The following is a 24,830-nucleotide window of genomic DNA, read 5'->3' as shown; positions in this document are numbered from 1 at the left end:
CGCAGCACAGGAGGATGTCCAGCATGACGACCCAGCATCCCCGCGCAGTCCTGGCGTTCGGACCACCGTCCCTCGCGGGCCGGATCTTCGGCCCCGAGGCGGCCGGGCGCCTGACGGCGGCGCTCGACGTCGACCTCGACCAGGTGCTCACCGAGGTCGCGTCCGGTCCGGCGCGCCGCCTGCTCGCCTCCGCCGAGGTGCTGATCGCGGGCTGGGGTGCGCCCGAGATCCCGGTGGAGCTCGCACCGCGCCTGCGGGCCGTCCTGTATGCGGGCGGCGTCGCGCGCACGTGCCTCGCTGATGCGGGAGCGCACGCCGCGCGCGGCGTGGTCGCATCGAACGCGCGCACCGCCAACGCCGTTCCCGTCGCCGAGTACACCCTCGCGACGATCCTCCTGGCCAACAAGCGGGCCCGGGCCGCAGAGCGCGAGCTCCGCGCGCACCGGCGGCTGCCCGAGCGCGAGCACGAGCCCGCCGACCTGGGCAACTACCGCCGCACCGTCGGGATCGTCGGGGCGTCGCAGGTGGGGCGCCGGGTGATCGAGCTGCTGCGCCCGTTCGACCTCGACGTCGTGGTCCACAGCCCTGAGCTGACGCCGCGGAGCGCCGCCGCGCTCGGCGCTCGCTGCGGCACGCTGGAGGACGTCGCCGCGCAGAGCGACGTGCTGTCCCTGCACCAGCCGCTGCTGCCGGAGACGGTCGGCCAGATCGACGCGCGGATTCTCGCGCTGCTGCCCGACGGTGCGACGCTGATCAACACGGCGCGTGGCGCGGTGGTCGACGAGCCGGCACTCCTCGCCGAGCTGCGCACCGGCCGGATCGACGCCGTCCTCGACGTCACCGCACCAGAACCCCCTGCTCTGGACAGCGACCTCTGGGACCTGCCCAACGTAGTGCTGACGCCGCACATCGCCGGGTCGATGGGCGGCGAGCTGCGCCGGCTGGGCGACCATGTGGCAGCGGAGGCCGAACGCTTCGTGGGGGGCCTGCCGTTCGCCCACCCGGAGGATCTGGCGGACGGTGCGGCGCCCGCGGCGGACGCACCGGCGACGGAAGGGCACGGGCATGCGTGAGCGCCGCCTGCGGACCGGCGTCCGGCTGACGGAGCTGGGCTTCGGCGCCGCCCAGCTTGGCAACCTCTACCGCCGCACCACGGACCAGGACGCGCACGATGCCGTCGACGCCGCCTGGGACGCTGGGATCCGGTACTTCGACACGGCGCCGCACTACGGCCTCGGGCTCTCCGAACGCCGGCTGGGTGCGGCGCTCGCCGGCCGGCCGCGCGACGAGTACGTGCTCTCGACCAAGGTGGGGCGCGTCCTGGTACCGACGCCGGACCGGGCGCACCTGCGTGACGACGACGGGTTCGACGTGCCGGCGCGGTTCCGGCGGGAGTGGGACTTCACGCGCGACGGGGTGCTGCGGTCGCTCGAGGCCAGCCTCGACCGGCTGGGCACGGACCGGGTCGACGTCGTCTACCTGCACGACCCGGACGCGCACTGGGAACAGGCCTCCACCAGCGGGATCGATGCCCTGGTGGAGCTGCGTGACCAGGGTGTCGTCTCCGCGGTCGGGGCGGGGATGAACCAGGCGGCGATGCTCGCGCGGTTGGTCCGCGAGAGCGATGTCGACGTCGTGATGTGCGCGGGCCGCTTCACGCTCGTGGACGGGACGGCGCTGACCGGCCTGCTGCCCGCGGCGCTGGACCGTGGCGTGTCGGTGGTGGCGGCCGCGGTCTACAACTCGGGTCTCCTGGCCGGCCCGCGCCCCCTGCCGGACGTCCGGTACGACTACGAGCAGGCGCCCGCTGATCTCATCGCCCATGTGCACCGGATCGCCGACGTCGCCGAACGGTTCGGGTGCACCGTCCCGGAGCTCGCGGCGCAGTACACGCTCCGGCACGCCGCCGTGGCCTCCGTGGTGCTCGGGATGCGCACGGCCGCACACGTCACGACCAACGCCGCGCGGATGGCACGCGAGGTGCCCGACGAGCTCTGGGAGGAGCTCGACCGCCTCGGCCTCGTGCCGGGTCTCGACGGTGCACCGGGCGGCGAACAGGACAGCACGCAGAACGGAGCAACCCATGACTGAACGCGCGGACGTGGACGTACCGGCGCTCGCCCGCTGGATGCGCACCTGGGTGGGGGAGGAAGGGCAGATCAGGGGCTTCCACAACCACAGCGTGTGGGGCACCAACCCCGCGACCTTCCTCGACTTCACCAGCGGGCACCAGGCCTTCTCCGCCCCGGCGACGGCGGCGTTCGCCGAGGCGCTGGCCCGGCGGCCCGACGAGCGCGGGCTGGCCTTGTGGCGCCGGATGATGCTCTTCCAGGCCCGGACCGTCCAGGCGGACGGCCAGTTCCGGCACATCGGCTTCCAGGTCGGGGAGTCAGCGACGTCGGGCCTGATCCACAACATGGTGGGCTGCGTGGGCCTGCTGGAGGGGCTGCGGCATGCCGGGCACCTGCTGGAGCCCGCGGAGCGGGCGGAGGTGCTGCGCGCCGTGCGTGCCGACCTCGACGCGTGCCGGGTGTACGGCGGGGGCAGACCCACCGCCGGGGGCACGGTGAACCAGGAGTACGCGCGGGTCTGGGCGAAGCTGCGCTACGCGGAGCTGTCCGGCGACGACGTGTACGACGACGAGCTGGCGGACGACCTCGACGGCCTCGTGCGGCTCAGCAGCGTCCCCGGAGTGCCGGACGAGGAGAGCGCCGGCGCCTACCGGCAGCCGACCGACCGCGCGGGCGGCGGCATCCTGGAGCCGGCGGAGTACTACGGCCTGATGATCGTGCCGCTCGTGCTCGGCGCCCGACGGTTCGGGCGGCCCGACCTGCTTGCCGAGGCGGTCCGCCTGAGCCGGCACGTGGCTCGGTCCGCCTGGGTGGACGAGCTCGGCTGCACCCGCTATCACCGCTACTGGTACGTGCGGCAGGACACCGTCCTGCGGACCACCACCCCCATGCTCGTCGCCGGGATGGGGCTGAGCCTCTACGGGATCGACGAGGTGCTGACGGAGGTCGACGACCCGGAGCTCACCGGCTTCGTGGACCGGTGCCTGGCGACGTACGCCGCCTACCAGACCCCCGCCGGGTACTTCGCCTCGGCCACCGGCTGGCACAACGAGGCCGACGTCGCCCCGAGTACCGCCTGGCACGCGCACGACCTGCTGTTCCTCGTGCGGCACACGGAGACGACGGCGTCCTTCTGGGACACGGTGTTCGCCGAGCACGACCGGCAGTCGGTCCTGCTGTCCGACCGGGCCTGCTGGGTGGAGGACGGCGTCCACTGGGCGATCCTCAGTCCCGTGACGGCCGGTGACCTCAGCATCTACGGCCGCAAGGACCGCGACACCTTCGGGCGGTCGTACTTCGCCTGGACCGACAAGGAGCCGCTGCCCGCGGAGCTCGAGCTGCCCGGGGCACCGCAGTTCTTCGTGGCGGACGGCGGGATCTACCGCGTCGACGACGCCGACCGGGAGGCCGACGTCTCGGTGCTCGGCGCGGTCCCGTACCGGGGCCACGTCCGGGACGCGTGATCAACCGCGACTCTTGCGGCGCACTTTGCACATGTAGTATGTATTACAAGTAGTCGCGGTTCACAACGGACGCGACTCTGACCCAAGGCAGGGAGACAAAGATGTCAACTTCGTTCCGACGTCGGGCGCGCGGAGCCGTGGCCCTCGGCTTCGTCCCCGTCCTCGCGCTCGCGGCCTGCAGCTCGGGCGACGCCAGTGCGGAGACCGATGACGGCTCCGTGCGCATGCTCGTGAACATCACGGACAACCTCACGCAGGCCAAGTGGGAAGAGCTGGTGCTGCCCTTCGAGGAGGAGAGCGGCATCGACGTCAAGATCGAGGGGCCCAGCGGCCAGTCGGTCTCGGAGTCGTTCCCCGCGCTCCTCGCGGCGGGCACGGCGCCCGACGTGATCGAGTCGATAGTGCCGGGCCCGGACACGGCCCCGGAGCTGCTCGACCTCACAGAGCACGAGTGGGCCTCGGGTACACCCATGGCCGACCTGTACTCGACGGACGGCACGATCAACGTCGTCGGCGTCGGGATGCAGGAGCAGTCGCTCATGTACTACAACGCCGACCTCTTCGAGGAGGCGGGGATCACCGAGCCCCCGGCCACCTGGGACGAGTTCGACGCCGCGCTCGCCGCGCTCGACTCCGCCGGGGTGGCCACCCCTGTCGCGTTCGCCTCGGACTGGGCGACCGGTGTGCAGATCCAGCAGATCTGGCACCCGCAGCAGAACCTCACGACCCCGGGCTGGCAGCAGAGCGTCGCGGACGGGTCCTCGACGCTCGGCGACCAGTTCCAGCCCGTGTTCGAGCACGTCGCCGACTGGGTCGAGGCGGGGTACACCACCGCCGACGACGTCGCGACCGACACCGGGACGCAGGAAGCCAACTTCATCGCCGGCGAGGTCGGCATCTACCCGATGGGCTCGTGGTTCAGCACGACCCTCGCCGCGTCGCCGCCCGACTTCGAGGTGGGCGTCTTCGCACCGCCGGTGGACGACGCCGCCGACGCGCCAGGACCGATGGGCGCCACTATCGCCTTCCCCTACATGGTCTGGAAGGGCACGGCGAACCCGGACGGCGCCACCGCTCTCGTGGAGTACCTCGTGACCGACGACGCGGCGATCGCCAAGCAGGCCGAGATGGACAGCTTCAGCCGCGAGGGCCTGGAGCCCAGCGACAACGAGTACGCGGGGCTGGTGCAGGAGCTGAGCGACAGCGCGCCGTCGTACGTGGTGCCGGGCAACCAGACCGTCGGGGACTACGCCCTGCCGGTAGCCGGGTTCAACCCGAAGTTCACCGAGCTCGCCCAGGGTCTGTGGCAGGGCCGTTCGCCGGCCGACGTAGCCGCCGACCTCACGGCCTGGTACGAGACGGAGAAGCGCGGCTGACATGGCTCGCACCACTACCTCCCGGCGCGGGTTCGTCAGCAGCCTCGCGAACGGGCTGATGACGATCCCCGCGGCCGCGGTCTACGCCGGGCTGACCGTGGTGCCGGTCGGGTTCGCCGTCTACTACTCGTTCACGCGGTACAACGGGATACCCAGCCAGCCACCCACCTGGGTCGGGTTCGAGAACTACGCGCGCGTCATCCAGGACCCCATCGGCGACCTGCGTCCGGCGGTCGTGGTCACCACCCTGATCGCCGTGGTGGGTGCGTTCCTGGTGAACGGCGCGGCGCTCGCGCTCGCGCTGCTCCTGCGGCGGACCACTCCGTTCAACACGTTCGCGCGCGTCGTGATGTTCTACCCGCACGTGCTCTCCGCGCTGATCGTCGGGTTCCTCTGGCAGGCGATCCTCGGACCACAGGGGGCGGTGAACAACCTGCTCGAGAGCAGGGGAACGTCGTCGCTGCCGTTCCTGGCGGACCCGGACTGGGCGCTCGCCACGCTGATCGTGGTGATCGTCTGGGCGCAGTTCGGCGTCCAGCTGGTCCTCTACCTGGCGGGCCTGCAGGCGGTGTCGCCGGAGCTCCAGGAGGCTGCGCGGCTCGACGGCGCCGGGAGCGTCCAGGTGTTCCGGCACGTCACGTGGCCGGCGCTCGCGCCGACCGTGACGGTGACGATCGTGACGTCGGTGCTCTCGCTCCTCAAGGTCTACGACGTCGTGCTGGGCCTCACCAACGGCGGGCCGGGCGACGCCACACAGACCTGGGCGTACGAGATCCTCGCGGTCTCGTTCGCGAACAACAAGGTGGGGCTCGCCTGCGCGCAGGCGGTCCTGCTGGTCCTGGTCGCCGGGATCCTGTCGTTCACCATCATCGCGCTGCGCCGGCGTGCCGAAGAAGGAGCGGAGGCCGTCGGATGACCAGGACATCTGTCCGTTCCGCGGTGCGGGTCGCAGTCGTGGCGGTGCTGTCGATCGCCATGCTCGTGCCGATGTACATCATGGTGGTCAACGCGTTCAAGCCGCAGCAGGAGATCCTGCTGTCGCCGCTCGGCCTGGACCTGGCTACCGCGACCACCGAGCACCTCGCGGCCGCGTGGCAGAACACCAGCTTCCCGGTGGTCGAGGGCTACGCCGTCACCCTGTTCCTGGTCCTCGCGTGCAACGTCGTGGCGATCGGCACGTCGGTCCCAGCCGCGTACGCCATCGCCCGGACGCCGGGTCCCATGTTCCGGTTCCTGCTCTTCTTCTTCGTCGCGGGGATGTTCGTCCCGGCGCAGATCATCCTGGTTCCGGCGATCTTCGTGCTGAAGGCGACGGGCCTCATGGGCACGCTGCCCGGCCTGGTGCTCTTCATGGCCTCAACGATGATCCCGTTCACGCTGTTCATCTTCAGCGGCTACATCAGGATGCTGCCCCGGTCCCTGGACGAGGCGGCGTCGATCGACGGCGCGGGCCGCCAGCGCATCCTGTGGACCATCGTCTTCCCGCTCATGCGGCCGATCGTGGCCACCGCGTTCATCCTCAACGCCCTGAGCGCCTGGAACGACTTCGTCAGCCCGCAGCTCATCCTCGGGCCGGGCTCGGAGTTCAAGACGATCACCACCGGGGTGTACGCCGCCGTGTCCACGTACACGACCAACTACGAGATCGTCTTCCCCACCCTGCTGCTCGCCGTCGTGCCGATCCTGCTGATCTTCGTGGTCATGCAGCGGCACATCATGGGCGGCCTCTCGGCGGGCGCCGTGAAGGGCTGATCCCGTCCCGCTCCCTAGCCCTCGTACCAAGGAGACCCCGATGACCGTCGACTTCACCGACCCCAAGCAGGTCGCCAAGGCGATCCAGTACACGAACGTCAACCCGGACCTGACGCGGGCAGGCGTCGTGCGGCACCTCGAGACCTGCGTCGAGTACGGGTTCGACGCCGCGATGATCGCGCCCTACTGGGTGTCGCTCGCCAAGGAGGTGCTGGCCGGCACGGAGGTGCGGGTCGCGTCGACCCTCAACTTCCCGATGGCCAACGACACCCTGTCGATGCGGCTCGCAGCGCTCCGGGCGCTCGTCGCCGAGGGCGTGGACGAGTTCGACTTCCCGCCCCACCCCGGGCTCCTGCTGGGCGGTGACGAGGAGCTGTACGCGCAGGACGTGCGCGAGATCGTCCAGGTGGCCCACGCCGACGGAGTACGGGTCAAGGCGATGCTGGAGTTCGGGTTCCTGGAGACCGACGAGCTCAAGGTGCGGGCCACCCGAATCGCGTACGAGGCCGGCGTCGACTGGGTCAAGCAGTCCTCCGGCTGGGGCAAGGGCGGCCTCGCCGCGACCGAGCACGACGTGCGCCTGCTCGCCCAGAACATCGAGGCACCCTGCCGCGTGAAGGTGTCCGGCAAGGTCAACAGCCTGGAGAGGATGGCGTCGCTCTTCGCGGCGGGCGCCGAGCTGGTCGGCACGAGCTCCGGCCCCGCCATCGTCGACGGCCTCGTGGGGGATCCCGATGCCTACTGACCGCCCAGCCGTCGCCGTGGTCGGCAGCTACGCGAAGGCCCTCGTGATGACGGCGGACCGGATCCCCGCACCCGGCGAGACCCTGATCGGCAGGGACTTCCGCGGCACGTTCGGCGGCAAGGGCTCCGACATGGCCGTCCAGGCGGCCCGGCTCGGTGCAGCGGTGTCCTACCTCGGCGTCGTGGGCGACGACGGCTACGGCGCCGAGCTCCGCGAGCTCCTGACGCACGAGGGCGTCGACCTGAGCGGCCTGCGCGTCGCGCCGGGCACGTCGACGGGCGTCGGGTTCATCGTCAAGGACACGGCGGGGCGCAACGTCATCGTCGTCGACCCGGGGGCGAACGCCGGCTTCGCCACGGCCGACGTCGACGCGGCGGCTCCGCTGGTGCGTACCGCCGACGTCGCGCTCGCCCAGCTGGAGATCCCGCTCGAGACCGCCGTGCACGCCCTCGCGCTGGCGCACGCGACAGGGGTCACCACCATCCTGAACCCCGCACCGGCCGTCGACCTCCGGCACACCGACCTGAGCAGCGTCGACGTGCTGACTCCGAACGAGCACGAGGCGAAGATCGCGCTCGGCCTCGGACCCGACGACATGGTCCCCGTCCAGGACCTGGGCCGCCGGCTGCTCGCGCTCGGCCCGCGCGCCGTGATCATCACGCTCGGCGAGGCCGGCGCCCTCGTGATCACCGACGAGGGGGCCACGCGGATCGACCCGGTCCGCGTCGCCGTCGTCGACTCGAACGGTGCGGGTGACAGCTTCAACGCCGCGCTCGCCGTGGCCCTCGGCGAGGGCATGGCCCTGCCCGCCGCCGCGCGGTTCGCCGGCACGGTAGCGGCGCTGTGCTGCGAGCACTGGGAGACCGTCCCGTCCTACCAGGACCGGGCGACCGTCGAGGCCTACCTCGCCGCGGACCCGACCACGACCACGAGCGCCACGACCACGAGCGCCACGACCACGAGCGCCACGACCACGACCACCATGGAGGCACGACGATGAGAGCCGGACGGATCCTGCACCCGGGGCTGGCCCGCGACCTGGCGACGCTCGGACACACCGACGTCGTGCTGGTCACCGACGCGGGGTTCCCGATCCCCGCCGGGGCCAACCGCGTGGACCTCGGGCTCACACCAGGGCACATCGACGTCCGGACCGTGCTCCGGACGCTCCTCGACGAGATCTTCGTGGAGGAGGTGCACCTTGCAGGCGAGCTCAAGACGCACCACCCGCGCCTCTACGGCGAGACCCAGGAGATCTTCACCGGGTCCGGCGTCACCTTCCACGGGACCTCGCACGAGGCGCTCATCACGGAGTGGGCACCGCGTGCCAAGGTCGTGGTGCGGTCCGGCTCGTTCGAGCCGTGGGCGAACTTCGCGCTCGTCGCCTCGACGGCGCCCTTCGACTGGTTCGCCGACGACGACGTGACGATCCTGCCCGCCTACGTGGAACGCCGCCGGCTGATCACCGAAGCCGTCCGCCCTGACCTCCCTGAGGAGCACTGATGAAGCTCGCCCGGATCGGCGCCCCCGGCCACGAACGCCCCGTGGTGCACGACGGCACCCGGTGGCGCGACCTGAGCCCCCTCACCGCCGACGTCGACGGCGCGTTCCTGGCGTCCGACGGCGTCGCGCGAACCCGGGCGGCGCTCGCGGCAGGGACGCTCACCCCCGTCGAGACGGACGGCGTACGGTTCGCCGCCCCGGTGGCCCGGCCGTCCGCGATCGTGTGCGTCGGCATGAACTACGCGGCGCACGCCGCGGAGTCCGGCTCCGCCCCGCCGGAGGCGCCGGTCGTCTTCCTCAAGACGCCGAACACCGTCGCGGGCCCGGACGACACCGTCACGATCCCGCGGGGGAGCCGCAGGACGGACTGGGAGGTGGAGCTCGCGGTGGTGATCGGCCGCCGGGCCTCGTACCTCGGCTCGCCCGAGGAGGCCCGCGCGGTGATCGCCGGGTACGCCGTGGCCAACGACCTGTCCGAGCGCGCGTGGCAGCTCGAGGAGTCCGGCGGCCAGTGGTCCAAGGGCAAGTGCGCGCCCGGGTTCACCCCGCTGGGCCCGTGGCTCGTCACGCCGGACGAGGCCGACGGCGCCGACCCCGCGGGCCTCCGCCTGCGGTCGTGGGTGAACGGCGAGCCGCGCCAGGACTCCACGACGGCAGACCTGATCTTCGGCGTCGACGTGCTGGTGCACACGCTGAGCCAGTACCTGGCCCTGGAGCCGGGAGACGTGCTGCTCACCGGCACGCCGGAGGGCGTGGCACTGTCGGGCCGCTTCTCCTACCTGCGGCCGGGCGACGTGGTGGAGACCGAGATCGACGGGCTGGGCCGGCAGCGCCAGGAGTACGTGGCCTGGTCGGCCGAGCCGGCTGTGGAGTCACCCGCATGACCGCCTTCGCGGGACTCGTCGCGGTAGTCACGGGCGGGGCCTCCGGGATCGGCGCGGCGGTGGTCCGCCGACTGCGCTCGGCGGGCGCGCGGGTGGCGGTCTTCGACGTCGACCCGGAGGCCGCCGACGCCGATCTCGCGCTCGGCGTCGACGTGACCGACACCGCGTCGGTCAGCGCCGCCGTCGCCGCCGTCGAGGCCAGGTTCGGACGGCTCGACGTGCTCGTCAACAACGCGGGCATCGGCGCGCAGGGCACGGTGGCCGACAACCCCGACGAGGAGTGGCTGCGGGTCCTCGACCTGAACGTGGTGGGTGTCGCCCGCACGAGCCGGGCCGCGCTGCCGCTGCTGCGGCGCTCGCCTGCCGCCTCGATCGTCAACACCTGCTCGATCGCCGCGACCGCGGGCCTGCCCCAGCGGGCGCTGTACAGCGCGAGCAAGGGCGCGGTCCTGGCGCTGAGCCAGGCGATGGCCGCCGACCACGTGTCCGAGGGCATCCGGGTCAACGCCGTGAGCCCTGGCACCGTCGACACGCCGTGGATCGGGCGGCTCCTGGCTCGGGCCGGCGATCCGGCGGCCGAGCGGGCAGCGCTCGAGGCACGGCAACCGCACGGCAGGCTCGTCTCCGCCGAGGAGGTCGCCGAGGCGGTCGCGTACCTCGCGAGCCCGCTCGCGGGCTCCACGACGGGCACCAGCCTCGCGGTCGACGGCGGCATGCAGGCCCTGCGCGTGCGCAGGCCCTGACCCGTGGCCCCGGACAGCGTTCGGACACAATGTCGCAACGGTCGCGGAGGGCCCGACGACCCCTACGGACGGCACGGGACACGCCGATCAAGGCGTGCACGCCGTTGGGGTCGATTCCGTGCTGCCGGGATCGGGCCGGGACGAGGTCCCGGGACCTTTCGGTGGCAGCGAGCACCTCTGGCATGCGGAAAGATGCCCGCATGAGGTTCGAGTACTTCGCAGTCCCGGACGACGAGACCGCCGCCCAGACCATCGACGGTGGTGAGATCGACGGCAGCGTGGGGTCGCACGTCGTCGACCCCGCCTCCGTGCTGGGCCAGCTGGAACGGCTGCTCGGTGGGCCGGTCGGGGACGACGGCCTGCGTAGCGCGCAGCTCGTGGCCGAGAGCGCCGACGGCGCCCGGCTCGTGATCCGCCTGTCCAACCACCTGGTGTCGCTGTTCGGGATGGTGCGCCCGACGACGCTGGACGACGTGGTCAGGCACTGGTCGCTGTCCCGCCGGTTCCGCCGCGCTGACCCGGAGGACCTGCGCGCCTTCGCGGGCGGGCTCAACGAGCTGTGCAAGGGCACCGGCAAGCGCGTCTACTGCCGCGCGACGGCGGACGAGGCCGAGCTCGCCGCGGCCATGGCCCCGGCTGGAGTCGGTGCCGGTGCGGGTGGCGACCCGGGGGAGCCGAGGCCCCTGCCCCGGCGGCGGTGACAGTCACCCGGCTGAGCTATTCGCTTCCGCGGGTCCGGGAGCGCGCATAGGCTCCGGAAGCGTGAGTCCGTTCGAGACCTTTCACCACCTGTCGCACCGCGAAGCGGCCGGGCGCCTGCTCGCCGACGGCTGGAACGTGTGCGGCGTCGGGGACTGGGCGACGGTCTGGCGCTCGCCCGAGGGAACTCAGGTCGCCAGGGTGAGTCCGTTCGAGCCTGCCTACGAGATCTTCGTGAACCTGTGCCGCAGTCTCGCGGGACATCCGCTCCTGCCGCGGATCGACGTCGACACCCCCTTGGCCGGCGGCGGTCGCCTCACGGCCATGGAGTTCCTGCTGCCGGTCGACGCCGCCGAGGCGAACGGCGTCGTCGAGCGGTGGGCTGCCGCCCTGCCGGACGACCCGATCAGCGAGGTCCGCCGGAGGGCCGAACAGCTCGACGCCGAAGCGGCGACGTCGGTTCCGTTCTGGGGCGGGCTCGACCACAACCCCGGCAATGTCATGAAGAACGCCTCCGGCGAGGTCAAGCTCGTCGACCTGTTCTACGCCGCCGGTCTGGAGATCTACCGGGTCCTGCTGGAGGACCCGGCGAAGATCGCCGAGGCCTTCGCGGCAGACCGGCGCGAGCACATCTGCGATATCGCGGCGCTGGCCCGGATGTCGGCGCCGGACGAGCTGGCGGCACTACGAGCCGCGGCGGAGAGCATCGCCTGAGCGCCGCCCTCATACCTGCTGCGGCAGGGTGAGGATCTCGGCTCCGTCGTCGGTGATGGCGATCGTGTGCTCGCTGTGCGCCGTCCGGCTGCCTGTCGCACTGCGGAGCGTCCACCCGTCGGCGTCGGTGACGAGCTCGTCGGTGTCCGCCATGACCCACGGCTCGAGCGCGAGCAGGAGTCCTGGGCGCAGCCGGTAGCCACGGCCGGGCCGCCCGGTGTTCGCGATGTGCGGGTCCTGGTGCATCGACGATCCGATGCCGTGCCCGCCGAACTCGGTGTTGATCGGGTACCCCGCCGCGCTGAGGACGGAGCCGATGGCGTGGGAGAGGTCGCCGATGCGCGCCCCCGGCCCGGCGGCGGCGATCCCTGCGGCGAGCGCGAGCTCGGTCGTGTCGATCATGGCCACGCTCTCCGCGGGCCTGCTGGTGCCCACGATGAAGCTGATGGCCGAGTCCGCGGCGACTCCGCCCTGGGAGACGGCGAGGTCGAGGGTCAGCAGGTCGCCGTCGGCGAGCGCGTAGTCGTGCGGCATCCCGTGCAGCACCGCGTCGTTGACTGCCGTGCAGATGTAGTGGCCGAACGGCCCGCGGCCGAAGGACGGCGCGTAGTCGACGTAGCACGACTGCGCGCCGGCCTCGACGATCATGGCCCTGGCCCACCGGTCGATGTCCAGGAGGTTCGTGCCGACGGCGCTGCGGCCCTTCAGGGTCTGCAGGATGTGCGCGACCAGAGCGCCCGTGTCCTTCGCTCGGGCCAGCTCGGTGCGGTTCAGGATCTCGATCATGCGGTGCCTCTCCCAGGTGACCAATAACTATCCCGGCCATATTATCCCGGGATTAGTATTGGTCCATGGTCCGGTTGCCTCTCACTCCCGCCGAGCTCGAGCGTGGACAGCGCCTCGGCGCCCTGCTGCGCCGCGCGCGGGGCGAACGCTCGATGCTCGAGATCGCGCTCGACGCGCGTGTGTCACCGGAGACGCTCCGGAAGATCGAGTCCGGCCGCGTGGCGACACCGGCGTTCCCCACCATCGCGGCGATCGCCGAGGTTCTCGGGCTCTCGCTCGACGCGGTGTGGGCCGAGATCAGCCGGCCCGACGACGGCGTCGAACCCGCGGCATCGGCCCGCGAGCGGCTGGTCTCGTAGCTGGTCCGCTTCGAGAATGCGATCCGGCACGGTTCAGCGTCCCGGACCGTGTCGGATCGCATTCTCGAAGCGGACCGACCGAGGTCAGCGCTGGGCCGTCGGGCGCACGATGATCTCGTTCACGTCGACGTCGGCCGGCTGGCCGAGGGCGAACGAGATCGCCCGGGCGATCGCGTCGGCCGGGATGAGGTTGCGGCGGAAGTCGCGCATGTAGCCCTGCGCGCCGGGGTCCGAGATGTGGTCGGCCAGCTCGCTCTCGACCGTGCCGGGTGTGATCGTGGTGGTCCGGAGGCTCGGGTCCGACTCCATGCGCAGGCCCTCCGTGATCGCCCAGGCCGCGAACTTCGTGCCCGAGTAGACCGCCGACGTCGGGTACACCTCGTGCGCGCCGACCGAGGCGACCGTGACGACGTGCCCGCCGCCCTGTCGCTGGAAGTGCGGCAGCACCGCGGCGATGCCGTGGAGCAGCCCCCTGACGTTGACGTCGATCATCTGGTCCCACTCGTCCACGAGGAGCGCGTCGAGGCGGGACAGCGGCATGACCCCCGCGTTGTTCACGATGACGTCGATGCGCCCGTGCTCCTCGACGACGCGGTCCACGACGGCGCGCACGTCGTCGCGGTCCGTCACGTCGAGGCGCTGGGCGCTCGCACCGCCGCCGTCCGCCCGGATCTGGGTGACGAGCGCGTCCAGGCGGTCCGTCCGGCGGGCGCCGAGGACCACCTGGTGGCCCTCCGAGGCGAGCCGGAGCGCCGTGGCCGCGCCGATGCCGCTGCTCGCGCCGGTGACGAGGACGATCTTGGCGCTGTTGGTCGGGGTGTTCGTCTCTGTGGTCATGGATCCAGGCTGCGGCGCCGCGACGAGCCCAGGAAGGGCGCCCTCCTCCTGGGTGCGACACACCCTGGATGCACGCGGCAGGACGAGTAGCGTCGAGGGCATGACCGCATCACCGCTCGGCGACTACCTGCGCGGCCGGCGTGCCCAGCTGACGCCGGAGGCGCTCGGCCTGCCCGTCTACGGGAGGCGCCGCGTCGTCGGCCTCCGGCGCGAGGAGGTGGCCATGCTCACCGGCGTCAGCGTCGACTACTACGTCCGGCTGGAGCAGGGCCGCGAGGTGAGCCCGTCACCGCAGGTCCTGGACTCGCTCGGCGAGGTGCTGCGGCTGGACCACGACGGGCGGCAGCACCTGTACCGCCTTGCCGGACTGCGCCCCCGGCCGGAGCCGCCCGCACCGGTCGAGGAGGTGGACGCGTCGCTGCTGGAGCTCATGCTCTCCTGGCGCGACAGCCCGGCACTCGTCCTCGGCCGCGCGTTCGACGTGCTCGCCAGCAACCCGCTGGGTGAGGCGCTCTTCGAGGGGTTCCCGTTCTCGCGGAACCTGACGCGCACGGTCTTTCTCGACCCGGGCGCCCGGACCTTCTACCCCGACTGGCACGGCGTCGCCGAGAACACGGTCGCCGGGCTCCGCCTGGCCGACGGGCTCACCCCGGGCAACCCGGTCGTCCGCGCGGTCGTCGACGAGCTGCATGTCAAGAGCCCGGACTTCGTGCGGATGTGGGAGCAGCACGACGCCCGCGGCAAACGCCTGACCAGCAAGCGGTTCCTCCACCCGGAGGTCGGCCACCTGGAGCTGACCGTGCACGTGTTCGGCGTCCGTGGAGCGCCGGGCCAGGAGCTCGTCGTCTACCACGCGCCGGTGGGCTCGCCGGCTGCCGGGTCACTGGCCCTGCTCGGCACGATCGCGGCGACGAGAGCGATCGGCTGATGCCGTCCGTCTCTGTCATTCTTGATCCGTGACAGATCGGATCCCCACCGGAGTACCTACCCGGCCGGGGCCCAGGCCACGGGTTGCCGTCCCCTACCCGCGCCTGTCGCCCGGACTGCGCAGCTACTTCGCGACCGAGGGCGGGGGAGCCACCCTCCTGCTCGCGGCATCGGCCATCGCGCTGGTCTGGGCGAACGTGGCGAGCGGCTCCTACCACGACGTGTGGGAGACGCCGGTCAACCTCACGGTCGGCACCTGGGAGCTGCACCTGTCGCTGCACCACTGGGTGAACGACTTCCTCATGGCCGTGTTCTTCTTCGTGGTCGGGGTCGAGGTCAACCGCGAGCTCACCGTCGGAGAGCTGCGCACCTTCCGTGCCGCGTCCGTGCCGCTCTTCGGGGCGATCGGCGGGCTGGCCGTCCCGATCGGGCTGTACCTGCTGATCAACCCGTCCGGCCCCGACATGTCCGGCTGGGGCCTGCCGATGTCCACGGACACGGCCTTCGTCATCGGCGTGCTCGCGCTGGCCGGGCCGCGCTGCCCCGACCAGCTCAGGGTCTTCCTGCTGACGCTCGCGATCTTCGACGACATCGGGGCCATCGCCCTGCTCGGCATCTTCTACTCCGACGCGCTCTCCATCGGGGCGCTGGCGCTCGCGGCGCTGCTCGCGGTCGTGCTGTTCGCGATGCGCTGGATCGGCGTCTGGCAGATTCCCCCGTACCTGCTGGTTGGTCTGATCCTCTGGGTGACGGTCCTCGAGTCCGGGCTGCACCCGACGCTCGCGGGCGTCGTCGTCGGCCTCGCGGTCCCCACCGCCCGTCGCGGGCACGACGACGAGGCGCGGCGGCACCTCGGGTTCTACGGGCGTGCGCTCATGGAGGAGCTGGATCCCGCGCGCTCGCGCCTCGCGGTCAGCGCCGCGCGCTCGGCGGTCCCCACGAGCGACCGCATCCTCGACGCGCTGCACCCGGTGAGCTCGTACTTCGTCGTGCCGGTGTTCGGGCTGGCCAACGCGGGCGTGGTGCTGTCCGGCGAGTCGATCAGTGCCGCCATGACCAGCCCGGTCACGCTCGGCGTGCTGGTCGGTCTCGTGCTCGGCAAGGGGATCGGTGTCTTCGCCGGGGCGATGATCGCGCTCGTGACCGGGCTGGGCACCCTGCCTGGCCGCGTGCGTTACGGGCACCTCGCCGGCGGCGCGTTCCTGTGCGGGATCGGCTTCACGATCGCGTTGTTCGTCAGCGAGCTCGCCTTCGACGACGATGCCCTGATCAACGAGGCCAAGGTGGGCATCATCGTGGGGTCGGTCCTGTCCGGCGTCATCGGCATCGTGATCCTCCGGTACTTCGGTGACCGGCTCCCGCTGTGCTCGCCGAACGAGGCCACGGGCCCGCCGCCGCTCCCGGACGGAGCTTGGCGCCAGCCGGTGTAGGGGTGGGTTGCGGGGTTGCCCAGTGAGTTCGGTCGGTTGGGATGAGATCGGTCAGTCAACCGACCGATCTCGTCCCAAGGGACCGAAGTCAGTGAGCTCGGCCCACTCAGGGCCGCCGTCAGCCGGCGAGGAACTCCCTCAGGGCACGCAGGTGTTCGCCGACCGGACCAGCAGTCAGGACGCCGCTGCCCGCGGCCACCTCGTCCGCCGCCGGGGTGAGCCCCACGAGAGCGCGCTCGGCGGCTCGGCGATCACCGACCGCGACGGCCGCCCGCCCGGCCAGGATCCAGAGCACCTCGGTGAGCAGGCCAGGCGGCGGGTCCGGGATGCGGCGGACGGCGGCCGCGGCTTCGGCATCCGCCCCGCGGGCCAGGAGCAGGTGCGGGACCGCCCACGGCGCGTAGGGTCCCCAGCCACCGCCGTCCGGTCCGTCGCCATCCTCCGGCCCGCCGCTACCGTCGGCCGCACCGCCGTCGGCGGGCAGCCCCCGCCATACCCGCAGGGCGAGCACCGCCAGGGGCAGCAGGCCGTCCGCGAGCCCGGGCATGCCGGACTGGTCGAGGTCCGCCGCGGCCCGGCGGTAGGCGCGTTCGGCGTCGTCCACCGAGGCGCCCGACGCCACCGTCCGCAACGCCGCGAACCACCGCGTGAACACCTCGACCAGGGGCCGCTCGTGCCGTCGGCCGAGCGCGGCGGCGTCGTCCGCGTGCTGCTGCGCCGCGTCCCACTGGCCGAGCGCCGACAGCGCCTGCATCCGCACCAGGTGCCCCAGGACCTCGAAGGTGGACAGCCCGTGCCGGGCGGCCAGGTCCACCAGCTCGGTACCGATCGCGTCCCGGTCCCGGCCCAGCCCTGCCCGGTCGAAGGCCGTCAGGTACCGGCCGGCCAGTGCGAACGCCAGCACCGCCGGATCGCCGGACCGCCGAGCGAGCACCTCGGCCTCGCGCGCGGCCTCCGGGCCCCGCGGCCCGGGAAGGCCACGTGACTCGCCGGCGACCGTCGCCAGGAGCCGGGAGCGGACGGCGTCGGGCGCGCCGGCGGGGAGAGCGTCCAGCGTGCGCTCCGCTGCGGCGACCGCCTCAGCGGCCAGCTTGGCGTCGTCGGACCGGGTCCACGCCCCCGGCACGTCGAACCCGCCGATCACCCGGGCGGTGAGCTCCGGGTCGCCGAGCTGTTCCGCCGCGTGCACCGCCGCCACCCGCTGGGACCGGGCCGCGGCCAGGCCTGCACCACCGGTCAGCGCCAGGGCGCGCAGGAGGGTCGCGGTGGACTCCAGCCGGGAGCGGGCACCGGCCGCGACGACACGTTCGTACGCGACGGTGGTGTCGCGCCAGACGTCGTCCGGCGTGGCTGCCGCACCCGCATCCACGTGGTGCCGCAGCACCTGGGCCTCGAGCTCCGCGAGCCGTGGGCCCGGGTCGACGCCGAGCTCGCCGGCGAGCATCGTGCGCGCCCGGCGGAGCACGGCGAGCGCCTCCGCCTGCCGGCCCGACCGGTACAGCGCGAGCGCGAGCAGGCGCCACGACTCCTCCCGCCACGGGTGCTCGGCCACGTGCGCGTCCAGGTCCGGCACGACGTCGGCCGCGCTACCGAGCGTGATCCGCACCTCGGCGCTGCGCTCCGTCGCGACCAGCCGCAGCTCCGCGAGCCGGGCCCGCTCGGCTACCGCCCACGGCTGGCCGAGTGCGGCGTACGGAGTTCCGCGCCAGGTGTCGAGCGCCTGGTCGAGAGCAGCACGTGCCGCTGCGGGTGCCAGGTCGCGCGCACCGGACACGGTGGCCTCGAACGACCAGGCGTCCACCTCGACGCCGCGCAGCGCGTAGCCGGGGCCGTCGGTCACGATCAGCCGGGCCGGGGTGCGCGCCGTCCGTCCGGGCTCGAGGCCACGACGCAGCGCCGCGACGAACGTGCGCAGCGTGACGAGCGCGCCTCGCGGCGGGTCCTCCCACAGGTCCTCGATCAGCCGGCCGGCGGTCACGACGCGTCCGCGGGCGGCGACCAGCCGGGCGAGCACCGCCCGTTGCCGCGGGCCGCCCAGGGCCGCCTCGGCGCCGTCGACCCAGGCGGTGACGGGGCCGAGCACCCCGACGCACACCCGCGTCGGCGCGGCCGGCGGGGCGTCGAGGGCCGGTCCCGGCCGGCCGCTGGACGCCGCACTCATCGCTTGCTCATTCACGTGCTGGAGATTCGGGGCATGACACCGACAATTCCTCAGTTCGACTATCAGCGCGTCGCCGTGGGCGACGTCGTCCTCAACGTAGCGGTCGGCGGTGCCGGCAGCCCGGTCGTGCTGCTGCACGGCTTTCCGCAGACACACCTGATGTGGCGGCACGTCGCCGTCGACCTCGCCGCCGACCACACGGTGATCGTTCCCGACCTGCGCGGCTACGGCGCGAGCGCCAAGCCCGCCGAGCAGGACCGGGCCACCTACGCCAAGCGCACCATGGCCAGGGACGTGGTGGACCTGGCGCGGGCCATGGGCCACGAGACGTTCGCGCTCGCCGGCCACGACCGGGGCGCGCTCGTCGCGATCCGTGCGGGCCTCGACCACCCGGACCGCGTCACCCATCTGGCCGTGCTCGACGTGCTGCCCACCCTCGACATGTGGGACGTGCTGCACGGTGCCTCCGCTGCCGTCGCGTTCCACCTGTATCTGATGGCGCAGCCACCCGGCCTGCCCGAGCGGATGATCGAGGCCTCCGCCGACGAGTTCTTCGGGTTCTTCCTCGACGCCTGGGGCGCCGGCCCGGACGCGATCCCGGCCGAGGTCCGGGCGGAGTACCTGCGCGCCTCCCGGGAGGCGGTGCCCTCGATCGTGGCGGACTACCGCGCGTCGGCGGGGATCGACGTCGAGCACGACCGGGCGGACCGGGCAGCCGGGCGGCGGCTGACCATGCCGGTCACGGTGCTCCAGCAGGACTGGGGCACCGCGCTCGGCTACGACGCGGCGGGCCTGTGGTCGGCGTGGGCGGCCGACCTCGAGCACCGCACCCTGGACGCGGGGCACTTCATGGCTGAGCAGTCACCGCAGGAGGTGGTGACGCACCTGCGTGCGCTGCTGGCGCGGTAGGGGTCTCGACAGGCTCGACCAGCGGCGAGCGGCGAGCGGCGAGCGGCGAGCGGCCGGCGGCGAGCGGCGAGCGGCGAGCGACCAGCGGCGAGCGGGGCGGCTACCGGCCGAAGCGGGCGCGCTTGCGCGACAGCCCGATCGTGTCTCGCAGATCGGTGACCGTGACGCCGTCCGTGTACGGCTGGCCGTTGAGGAACAACGTGGGGGTGCCGTGCACCCCGGCGTCGATGCCGTCCTGGTAGTCCGTGCGGACGGCGTCGGCGAACCGCTGGGCCGGGTCGCCGACCAGGGCGGCGGTGTCGAGGCCGAGCTGCTCGCCGTAGCGGACTATCGACGCGTCGTCGAGGCTGTCCTGGTTCTTGAACAACAGACCGGCCATGGGCCAGAACGCTCCCTGGTGCCCCGCCGCCTCGGCCGCGAGGGCCGCCGTCAGCGCGTACGGGTGCGGCTCGAACAGGGGGAAGTGGCGCCACACCAGGCGCACCTGGCCCTCGGACCCGTTGACGAGCTCGGCCAGCACGGGCTTGGCCGCGCCGCAGTACGGGCACTCGAAGTCGCCGAACTCCACGATGGTGAACGGCGCCTCCGGGTTGCCGTAGGCCCAGCGGAAGGCGAAGTCGCCCTCGTGCGGGCCGCTCTGCAGACTGAGCGGGGCCGCTTCGCGTGCACCGCCGTCGGACTCGTCGGTCGTCATGGGACCTATCGTCGCACCGTCGACCCTGTTGCCGCTCGGGTCGATCTTTACCATGCATCTGCTGCCAGAATCAGGCCCGGATTGGCAGCAAGTGCATGGTCAACCAAGGCTCAGCGCCGACCCGTCGCGACGTCGATCAGCGTCTCCGCGGCAGCCCGTGCCTGGTGCGCGGCGTCCGGGCTGCCCGAGATGGCGGCGGTGGTCTGCGCGCCCTCGGCGAGGATCGCGAGCTGGGGGGCCAGGGCGGGGGGCGCTCCGACGTCGGCCACGAGGCGGGCGACGTACTCCTGGAAGGTGCGCTTCTGCTCGCGGACGGCGTCCGCCACGGCCGACGACGTCGCGCCGAGCTCCCCGTGGGTGTTGATGAACGCGCACCCGCGGAAGTCCGGTTCCCGGAACCAGGCGTCGAGAAAGTCGAAGATCGCGAGGAGGCGCTCGCGGGCCGACGTGGCCCGCTCGGACGTGGTCGCGAGCCCGGCGTCCCAGATCGTGGTGCGGTGGTGCAGCACGGCGACGATGAGCTCGTCCTTGGACGCGAAGAGCGAGTAGATGCGCTTGAGCGACACGCCGGCCGCCGTCCGTACGGCGTCCATGCCGACGGCCTGGACCCCGCGCGTGTAGAAGAGCTCGTCCGCTGCCCTGATCACGGCCTCCCGTGCGGTCTTCTCGTCGATCATCCGGTCTCACCCCGTCTTCTGCCCCGCACGACTTGCGCGGAGAACGTTCGTTCTCTACTGTAGCGGATATCGGCAGAGAACGACCGTTCTCCACCGCGGCGCAAGTTCACGAAGGGACAGATCATGGGTTACATCAAGGTCGGCACCGAGAACAGCACCACCACGGAGCTCTACTACGAGGACCACGGCTCGGGCCAGCCGGTCGTCCTGATCCACGGCTACCCGCTCGACGGCAACAGCTGGGAGCGCCAGTCCCGCGAGCTGATCGCGGCCGGCTACCGGGTCATCACGTACGACCGCCGCGGGTTCGGGAAGTCGAGCAAGGTCGGCGCCGGCTACGACTACGACACCTTCGCCGCCGACCTGGACACGGTGCTCAGCACCCTCGACCTGCGCGACGTCATCCTGGTCGGCTTCTCGATGGGCACCGGCGAGCTGGCTCGCTACGTGAAGAACCACGGCCACGAGCGGGTCGCCAAGCTGGCCTTCCTCGCCTCGCTGGAGCCGTTCCTCGTCGCGGCGGACGACAACCCGACCGGGGTGCCGCAGTCCGTCTTCGACGGCATCGAAGAGGCGGCCCGCGCCGACCGCTTCGCCTGGTTCACGAACTTCTACCAGGACTTCTACAACCTGGACGAGAACCTCGGCAGCCGCATCAGCCAGGAGGTCGTCACGGCCAGCTGGAACACGGCGACCGGGAGCGCCCCGGTCGCGGCCTACGCCGTCGTCTCGGCCTGGATCGAGGACTTCCGGGCCGACGTCGAGGCGGTCCGCGCCGCCGGCAAGCCCTCCCTGATCCTGCACGGGACCAAGGACAACATCCTCCCGATCGACGCGACGGCCCGCCCGTTCCACGAGGCGTTCCCGGAGGCGGAGTACGTCGAGATCGAAGGTGCGCCGCACGGCCTGCTCTGGACGCACGCGGCCGAGGTCAACGAGGCACTCCTGGCCTTCGTCAGGGCCTGACCCGCCGGGGCGGGTGGTCGGTAAAAGGTCAGGTGATCGGTAACCCGAGTAGCCGATCACCTGACTTTTTGCCGATCACCCGCTTCGTCGCGCCGCGTCAGCGCGGGAGAGGGCCCGTGTAGCCGGCACGCGCCGCTTCGACGTCGGCCATGTGCTGGCCGGACCACTGGCTCAACGCGGCGAACACCGGCCGAAAGCTGCTGCCGAGCTCCGTGATCCGGTACTCGACGCGGGGCGGCACCTCCGCGAAGATCTCGCGGCGGACCAGACCGTCCCGCTCGAGCTGGCGCAGGCGCTGCGTGAGCACCTTGGGCGTGACGCCGATCCGTCGCTCCAGCTCGACGAAGCGCTGGGTGCCGTGCTCCTGCAGCGTCCACAGGATCGGGGTGGTCCACCGGCTGAAGATGAGGTCGACGACCGGCGTGATGGGGCAGGCGTCGGCAGGGTCGTCGGCAGCGCCGGGCCGCCACGTGGTCGGGCTGGTCATGGCCCCCTCCAATACTTTCCTGGGGGAACCTACTGTACTGGCGCTCGTAACGTCGACGACGGCGGCCGCACGGGCCGTCGGGCCCGCTCACCGGGCCGTCGTGCGAACGAGGAGCACCCATGATCGTTGTCACCGGAGCCACTGGAAACATCGGCCGGCCGCTGGTCGCCGAGCTGGCCCGGCTGGGGCAGGACGTCACCGCCGTCTCCCGCGCGGGCACCGCACCGATCGAGGATCCGCGGGTGCGCGGGATCGGCGCCGACCTGGCGGACCCGGACAGCCTCCGCGCCGCCGTCGACGGCGCGAGCGACATGTTTCTTCTCGTGCCGGGTTCAGGCGGCCAGCTCGACGGCGAGCGGATCACCGGTGTGGCCGCCGACGCCGGCGTGCGCCGCCTGGTCCTGGTGTCGTCCCTCGGCGCGGGCACGCGGCCGGAGTCCGCCTCGCACGGCCCGTTCGGCGAGCTCGAGAAGCTCGTGCGGGGATCGGGGCTCGCCTGGACGGTGCTGCGGCCCGGAGACTTCGCCAGCAACGCTCTGGCGTGGGTCCCGTCGATCCGCGCCGAGCGCACCGTCTACGCACCGTTCGGGGACGTCGCACTGCCCAGCGTCGATCCGCTCGACCTCGCCGCCGTGGCGGCCGCCGTGCTGACCGAGGACGGTCACGACGACAGGACCTACGAGCTCACCGGTCCAGCTCCCGTCTCGCCGCGGGACAAGACCGAGGCGCTCGCCGCGGCGCTCGGCACACCGCTCACGTTCGTCGAGCTGACCCGGGAGCAGGCGCGCACCGGCATGCTCGACGTCATGCCGGAGCCGATAGTCGATGGCACGCTCGCGATCCTTGGCGACCCGACGCCACAGGAGCGTGCCGTGAGCCCGGACGTCGAGACGGTCCTGGGGCGGCCGGGACACACGTTCGCCGACTGGGCCCGTCGGCACACGCCGGCATTCGGCGCCTGAGCGAAACCGGGCTCGGGGCGGCGAACCGGTATCGGCATCCGGTGACCAGATCCGTCCGCCGTCCGACCTGATCCGGCCTCCCGCCCGCGCGCCGTCGGACAGAGACTGGGGCCATGAACCGAGCCCTGATAGTCGTCGATGTCCAGGAATCCTTCCGCGTGCGACCCCTGTGGGCCGAAACGCTCAACCCGACGGTGGCCGAGTCCGTCAACCGGCTGGTCGATCTCGCCCGCGCGTCTGGTGACCTGATCGTGTGGTTGTTGCACACGGAGCCCGGCACCGGCCACGCGTTCGACCCGGCCCTGGGTCACGTCCGCTTCTTCGAGGAGCTGAGCGAGCCCCGGCCCGACGAGCCCGTCCTGCGCAAGACCTCGCACAACGCCTTCACCACGACCAACCTCCAGCAGATCCTCACCACCCACGGCGTGGGCGAGCTGCGGATCTGCGGCATCCGCGCCGAGCAGTGCGTGGAGACCACCACGCGGGTCGGCTCGGACCTCGGGTACGACATGACGTTCGTCAGAGACGCCACCACCACCGAACCGCTCGGCCGGTTCAGCGCCGCAGACATCCTCGAGCGCACCGAGACGGTGCTCCGCGGCCGGTTCGCGCGCATCGCGACCGTCGCCGAGCTCGAGTCGGAGGCCGCATCCCCGGCGGAGGTGGCAGCATCGGCGGTGTGACCACCGTCGTCTTCGTGCTCCTGCCCGGGGTCCACCTGCTCGACCTGGCGGGCCCGGCGCAGGCGTTCTTCACGGCGGGCGACTTCGGCCAGCCCTATGACCTGCGGTACGTCGCCGCCACACCGGCCGGCGACCGCCCGGGGCCCGACGCCGGTGTGGTCGCCTCGGCGCAGGGCCTCCCGCTCGTCGCGGGCACCGACTGGCCGACGCTGGGCCGGGACGACCTCGTCGTCGTACCCGGCTGGCGTGTGGGCAGCGACCCGGCCGCCTGGCCGCTCGTGAGCGAGCCGGTGCGGGAACGGCTCCGCGAGCACCACGCGGCCGGTGGCACGACGGCGAGCGTGTGCGCGGGCGCCGACGCGCTCGGCCAGGCCGGGCTGCTCGACGGCCGGCGCTGCACCACGCACCACGCCGTGCAGGACGACCTCGCGGCCAGGCACCCGCGGGCGCACGTCGTGCGGGACGTCCTGTTCACCACGGACGACGGCGTGGTGACCTCCGCGGGTATCGCCAGCGGCATCGACCTGTCGCTGCACCTGCTCGCGATGCGGCACGGCCCGGCACTCGCGGCGCGGGTGGCCAGGGAGATGGTCGTGTATGCCCGAAGGAACGGGACGGAACCGCAGGCCAGCGCCATGCTGCGGCACCGGTCGCACGTCGACGACACGGTCCACCGCGTGCAGAACCACATCGACACGCACTACGCACGCGCGCTGCCGCTCGCGGACCTGGCGACGCACGCCGGCGTCGCCGAGCGCACCCTGACGAGGCTGTTCACCAGGGCCGCCGGGGTGACGCCCCTGCGCTACCAGCAGCTGTTGCGGCTGGAGCGGGCGGAGCACCTCATCGGCCACGGCGCGACGGTCGAGTCGGCGGCCCGCACGGTCGGCTTCCAGGACCCGCGCATGCTCCGGCGGCTGCGGAGCGGTGATGAGCCGGGTAGTCGGTAGAACGTCAGGTGATGTGGCGCCCCGGCGGGCCCGCCCCCGGCGGTCTAACGA

Annotated in this window: 27 protein-coding genes; 21 read left to right on the top strand and 6 right to left on the bottom strand. The window is 72.3% G+C overall.

Annotation, left to right across the window (positions count from 1 at the left end; all coding sequences use genetic code 11):
* Positions 1-23: 23 nt before the first annotated feature.
* The 13 genes from AB0F40_RS10860 (at position 24) to AB0F40_RS10800 (ending at position 11,951) form a co-directional block, all read left to right on the top strand.
* A complete protein-coding gene (locus AB0F40_RS10860; protein WP_357466572.1) occupies positions 24-1,073 on the top strand; it encodes a hydroxyacid dehydrogenase in 1,050 nt (349 codons plus the stop codon).
* Positions 1,066-2,091: an aldo/keto reductase gene (locus tag AB0F40_RS10855; protein WP_357466570.1), complete on the top strand. Its 1,026-nt coding sequence runs from the start codon at positions 1,066-1,068 to the stop codon at positions 2,089-2,091. The genes AB0F40_RS10860 and AB0F40_RS10855 overlap by 8 nt, the downstream gene beginning before the upstream one ends.
* Positions 2,084-3,535 (top strand): hypothetical protein, encoded by a 1,452-nt coding sequence (locus AB0F40_RS10850; RefSeq protein WP_357466568.1) that lies wholly within the window; start codon positions 2,084-2,086, stop codon positions 3,533-3,535. The genes AB0F40_RS10855 and AB0F40_RS10850 overlap by 8 nt, the downstream gene beginning before the upstream one ends.
* 101 nt (positions 3,536-3,636) lie before the next feature.
* Positions 3,637-4,911, top strand: a complete 1,275-nt coding sequence (locus AB0F40_RS10845) for an extracellular solute-binding protein (RefSeq protein ID WP_357466566.1) — start codon at positions 3,637-3,639, stop codon at positions 4,909-4,911.
* 1 nt (position 4,912) lies between these two features.
* A complete protein-coding gene (locus AB0F40_RS10840; protein ID WP_357466564.1) occupies positions 4,913-5,827 on the top strand; it encodes a sugar ABC transporter permease in 915 nt (304 codons plus the stop codon).
* On the top strand, positions 5,824-6,663 hold the full coding sequence (locus AB0F40_RS10835; protein ID WP_357466563.1) for a carbohydrate ABC transporter permease: 840 nt from the start codon (positions 5,824-5,826) through the stop codon (positions 6,661-6,663). The genes AB0F40_RS10840 and AB0F40_RS10835 overlap by 4 nt, the downstream gene beginning before the upstream one ends.
* Positions 6,664-6,703: 40 nt before the next feature.
* Positions 6,704-7,408, top strand: coding sequence for a deoxyribose-phosphate aldolase (gene deoC, locus AB0F40_RS10830; RefSeq protein WP_357466561.1), 705 nt, complete (start codon positions 6,704-6,706; stop codon positions 7,406-7,408).
* Positions 7,398-8,408, top strand: a complete 1,011-nt coding sequence (locus AB0F40_RS10825) for a ribokinase (RefSeq protein ID WP_357466559.1) — start codon at positions 7,398-7,400, stop codon at positions 8,406-8,408. Before deoC ends, AB0F40_RS10825 begins: the two co-directional genes overlap by 11 nt.
* Positions 8,405-8,911 carry an RbsD/FucU domain-containing protein gene (locus AB0F40_RS10820; protein ID WP_357466557.1) on the top strand — a complete coding sequence of 169 codons (507 nt, stop codon included), beginning with the start codon at positions 8,405-8,407 and terminating at the stop codon, positions 8,909-8,911. Before AB0F40_RS10825 ends, AB0F40_RS10820 begins: the two co-directional genes overlap by 4 nt.
* Complete coding sequence (locus AB0F40_RS10815) at positions 8,911-9,795, top strand: fumarylacetoacetate hydrolase family protein (RefSeq protein WP_357466555.1); 885 nt, start codon at positions 8,911-8,913, stop codon at positions 9,793-9,795. Before AB0F40_RS10820 ends, AB0F40_RS10815 begins: the two co-directional genes overlap by 1 nt.
* Positions 9,792-10,538, top strand: a complete 747-nt coding sequence (locus AB0F40_RS10810; RefSeq protein ID WP_357466553.1) for an SDR family oxidoreductase — start codon at positions 9,792-9,794, stop codon at positions 10,536-10,538. Before AB0F40_RS10815 ends, AB0F40_RS10810 begins: the two co-directional genes overlap by 4 nt.
* Positions 10,539-10,738: 200 nt before the next feature.
* A complete protein-coding gene (locus tag AB0F40_RS10805) occupies positions 10,739-11,239 on the top strand; it encodes a hypothetical protein (RefSeq protein ID WP_357466551.1) in 501 nt (166 codons plus the stop codon).
* Positions 11,240-11,300: 61 nt separating this feature from the next.
* Entirely contained in the window at positions 11,301-11,951 is a 651-nt protein-coding gene (locus AB0F40_RS10800) for a hypothetical protein (RefSeq protein WP_357466549.1), read from the top strand.
* A gap of 9 nt (positions 11,952-11,960) precedes the next feature.
* Here AB0F40_RS10800 and map read toward each other — a convergent pair whose 3' ends face one another.
* Complete coding sequence (gene map, locus AB0F40_RS10795; protein ID WP_357466547.1) at positions 11,961-12,737, bottom strand: type I methionyl aminopeptidase; 777 nt, start codon at positions 12,735-12,737, stop codon at positions 11,961-11,963.
* Positions 12,738-12,802: 65 nt separating this feature from the next.
* On the opposite strand from map, the gene AB0F40_RS10790 reads away from it, so the two are divergent.
* On the top strand, positions 12,803-13,096 hold the full coding sequence (locus tag AB0F40_RS10790; protein WP_357466545.1) for a helix-turn-helix transcriptional regulator: 294 nt from the start codon (positions 12,803-12,805) through the stop codon (positions 13,094-13,096).
* Between the two features lie 84 nt (positions 13,097-13,180).
* Here AB0F40_RS10790 and AB0F40_RS10785 read toward each other — a convergent pair whose 3' ends face one another.
* Positions 13,181-13,933 (bottom strand): SDR family oxidoreductase, encoded by a 753-nt coding sequence (locus AB0F40_RS10785; RefSeq protein ID WP_357466543.1) that lies wholly within the window; start codon positions 13,931-13,933, stop codon positions 13,181-13,183.
* Positions 13,934-14,033: 100 nt separating this feature from the next.
* On the opposite strand from AB0F40_RS10785, the gene AB0F40_RS10780 reads away from it, so the two are divergent.
* Positions 14,034-14,861, top strand: coding sequence for a helix-turn-helix transcriptional regulator (locus tag AB0F40_RS10780; RefSeq protein ID WP_357466541.1), 828 nt, complete (start codon positions 14,034-14,036; stop codon positions 14,859-14,861).
* A gap of 28 nt (positions 14,862-14,889) precedes the next feature.
* The gene (gene nhaA, locus AB0F40_RS10775; RefSeq protein WP_357466539.1) at positions 14,890-16,290 is read left to right on the top strand and encodes a Na+/H+ antiporter NhaA; all 1,401 of its coding nucleotides are present in this window, start codon (positions 14,890-14,892) and stop codon (positions 16,288-16,290) included.
* Positions 16,291-16,408: 118 nt separating this feature from the next.
* On the opposite strand, the gene AB0F40_RS10770 is transcribed toward nhaA, so the two are convergent.
* Positions 16,409-18,451: a BTAD domain-containing putative transcriptional regulator gene (locus AB0F40_RS10770; protein WP_357466537.1), complete on the bottom strand. Its 2,043-nt coding sequence runs from the start codon at positions 18,449-18,451 to the stop codon at positions 16,409-16,411.
* 33 nt (positions 18,452-18,484) lie between these two features.
* Here AB0F40_RS10770 and AB0F40_RS10765 point away from each other — a divergent pair, with 33 nt between their 5' ends.
* The gene (locus tag AB0F40_RS10765; RefSeq protein ID WP_357466535.1) at positions 18,485-19,360 is read left to right on the top strand and encodes an alpha/beta hydrolase; all 876 of its coding nucleotides are present in this window, start codon (positions 18,485-18,487) and stop codon (positions 19,358-19,360) included.
* A 100-nt stretch (positions 19,361-19,460) separates the two neighbouring features.
* Here the strand turns inward: AB0F40_RS10765 and AB0F40_RS10760 are convergent, their stop codons facing one another.
* Together AB0F40_RS10760 and AB0F40_RS10755 are read right to left on the bottom strand one after the other, a co-directional pair.
* A complete protein-coding gene (locus AB0F40_RS10760; RefSeq protein ID WP_357466533.1) occupies positions 19,461-20,054 on the bottom strand; it encodes a DsbA family protein in 594 nt (197 codons plus the stop codon).
* Positions 20,055-20,164: 110 nt separating this feature from the next.
* On the bottom strand, positions 20,165-20,731 hold the full coding sequence (locus AB0F40_RS10755; RefSeq protein WP_357466531.1) for a TetR/AcrR family transcriptional regulator: 567 nt from the start codon (positions 20,729-20,731) through the stop codon (positions 20,165-20,167).
* A gap of 123 nt (positions 20,732-20,854) precedes the next feature.
* On the opposite strand from AB0F40_RS10755, the gene AB0F40_RS10750 reads away from it, so the two are divergent.
* Positions 20,855-21,697: an alpha/beta hydrolase gene (locus AB0F40_RS10750; protein ID WP_357466529.1), complete on the top strand. Its 843-nt coding sequence runs from the start codon at positions 20,855-20,857 to the stop codon at positions 21,695-21,697.
* Between the two features lie 97 nt (positions 21,698-21,794).
* Here AB0F40_RS10750 and AB0F40_RS10745 read toward each other — a convergent pair whose 3' ends face one another.
* Positions 21,795-22,184, bottom strand: a complete 390-nt coding sequence (locus AB0F40_RS10745; protein ID WP_357466527.1) for a helix-turn-helix domain-containing protein — start codon at positions 22,182-22,184, stop codon at positions 21,795-21,797.
* Positions 22,185-22,303: 119 nt separating this feature from the next.
* On the opposite strand from AB0F40_RS10745, the gene AB0F40_RS10740 reads away from it, so the two are divergent.
* The 3 genes from AB0F40_RS10740 (at position 22,304) to AB0F40_RS10730 (ending at position 24,779) form a co-directional block, all read left to right on the top strand.
* Positions 22,304-23,146, top strand: a complete 843-nt coding sequence (locus AB0F40_RS10740; protein WP_357466525.1) for an NAD(P)H-binding protein — start codon at positions 22,304-22,306, stop codon at positions 23,144-23,146.
* Between the two features lie 113 nt (positions 23,147-23,259).
* Entirely contained in the window at positions 23,260-23,829 is a 570-nt protein-coding gene (locus AB0F40_RS10735; RefSeq protein WP_357466523.1) for an isochorismatase family protein, read from the top strand.
* A complete protein-coding gene (locus AB0F40_RS10730; protein WP_357466521.1) occupies positions 23,826-24,779 on the top strand; it encodes a DJ-1/PfpI family protein in 954 nt (317 codons plus the stop codon). Before AB0F40_RS10735 ends, AB0F40_RS10730 begins: the two co-directional genes overlap by 4 nt.
* The last annotated feature ends 51 nt before the right edge of the window (positions 24,780-24,830 follow it).

This window comes from Promicromonospora sp. NPDC023987 (assembly GCF_040639055.1).
In the GTDB taxonomy this organism is placed as follows: domain Bacteria; phylum Actinomycetota; class Actinomycetes; order Actinomycetales; family Cellulomonadaceae; genus Promicromonospora.
This window is presented reverse-complemented; position numbering and strand designations above follow the sequence as displayed.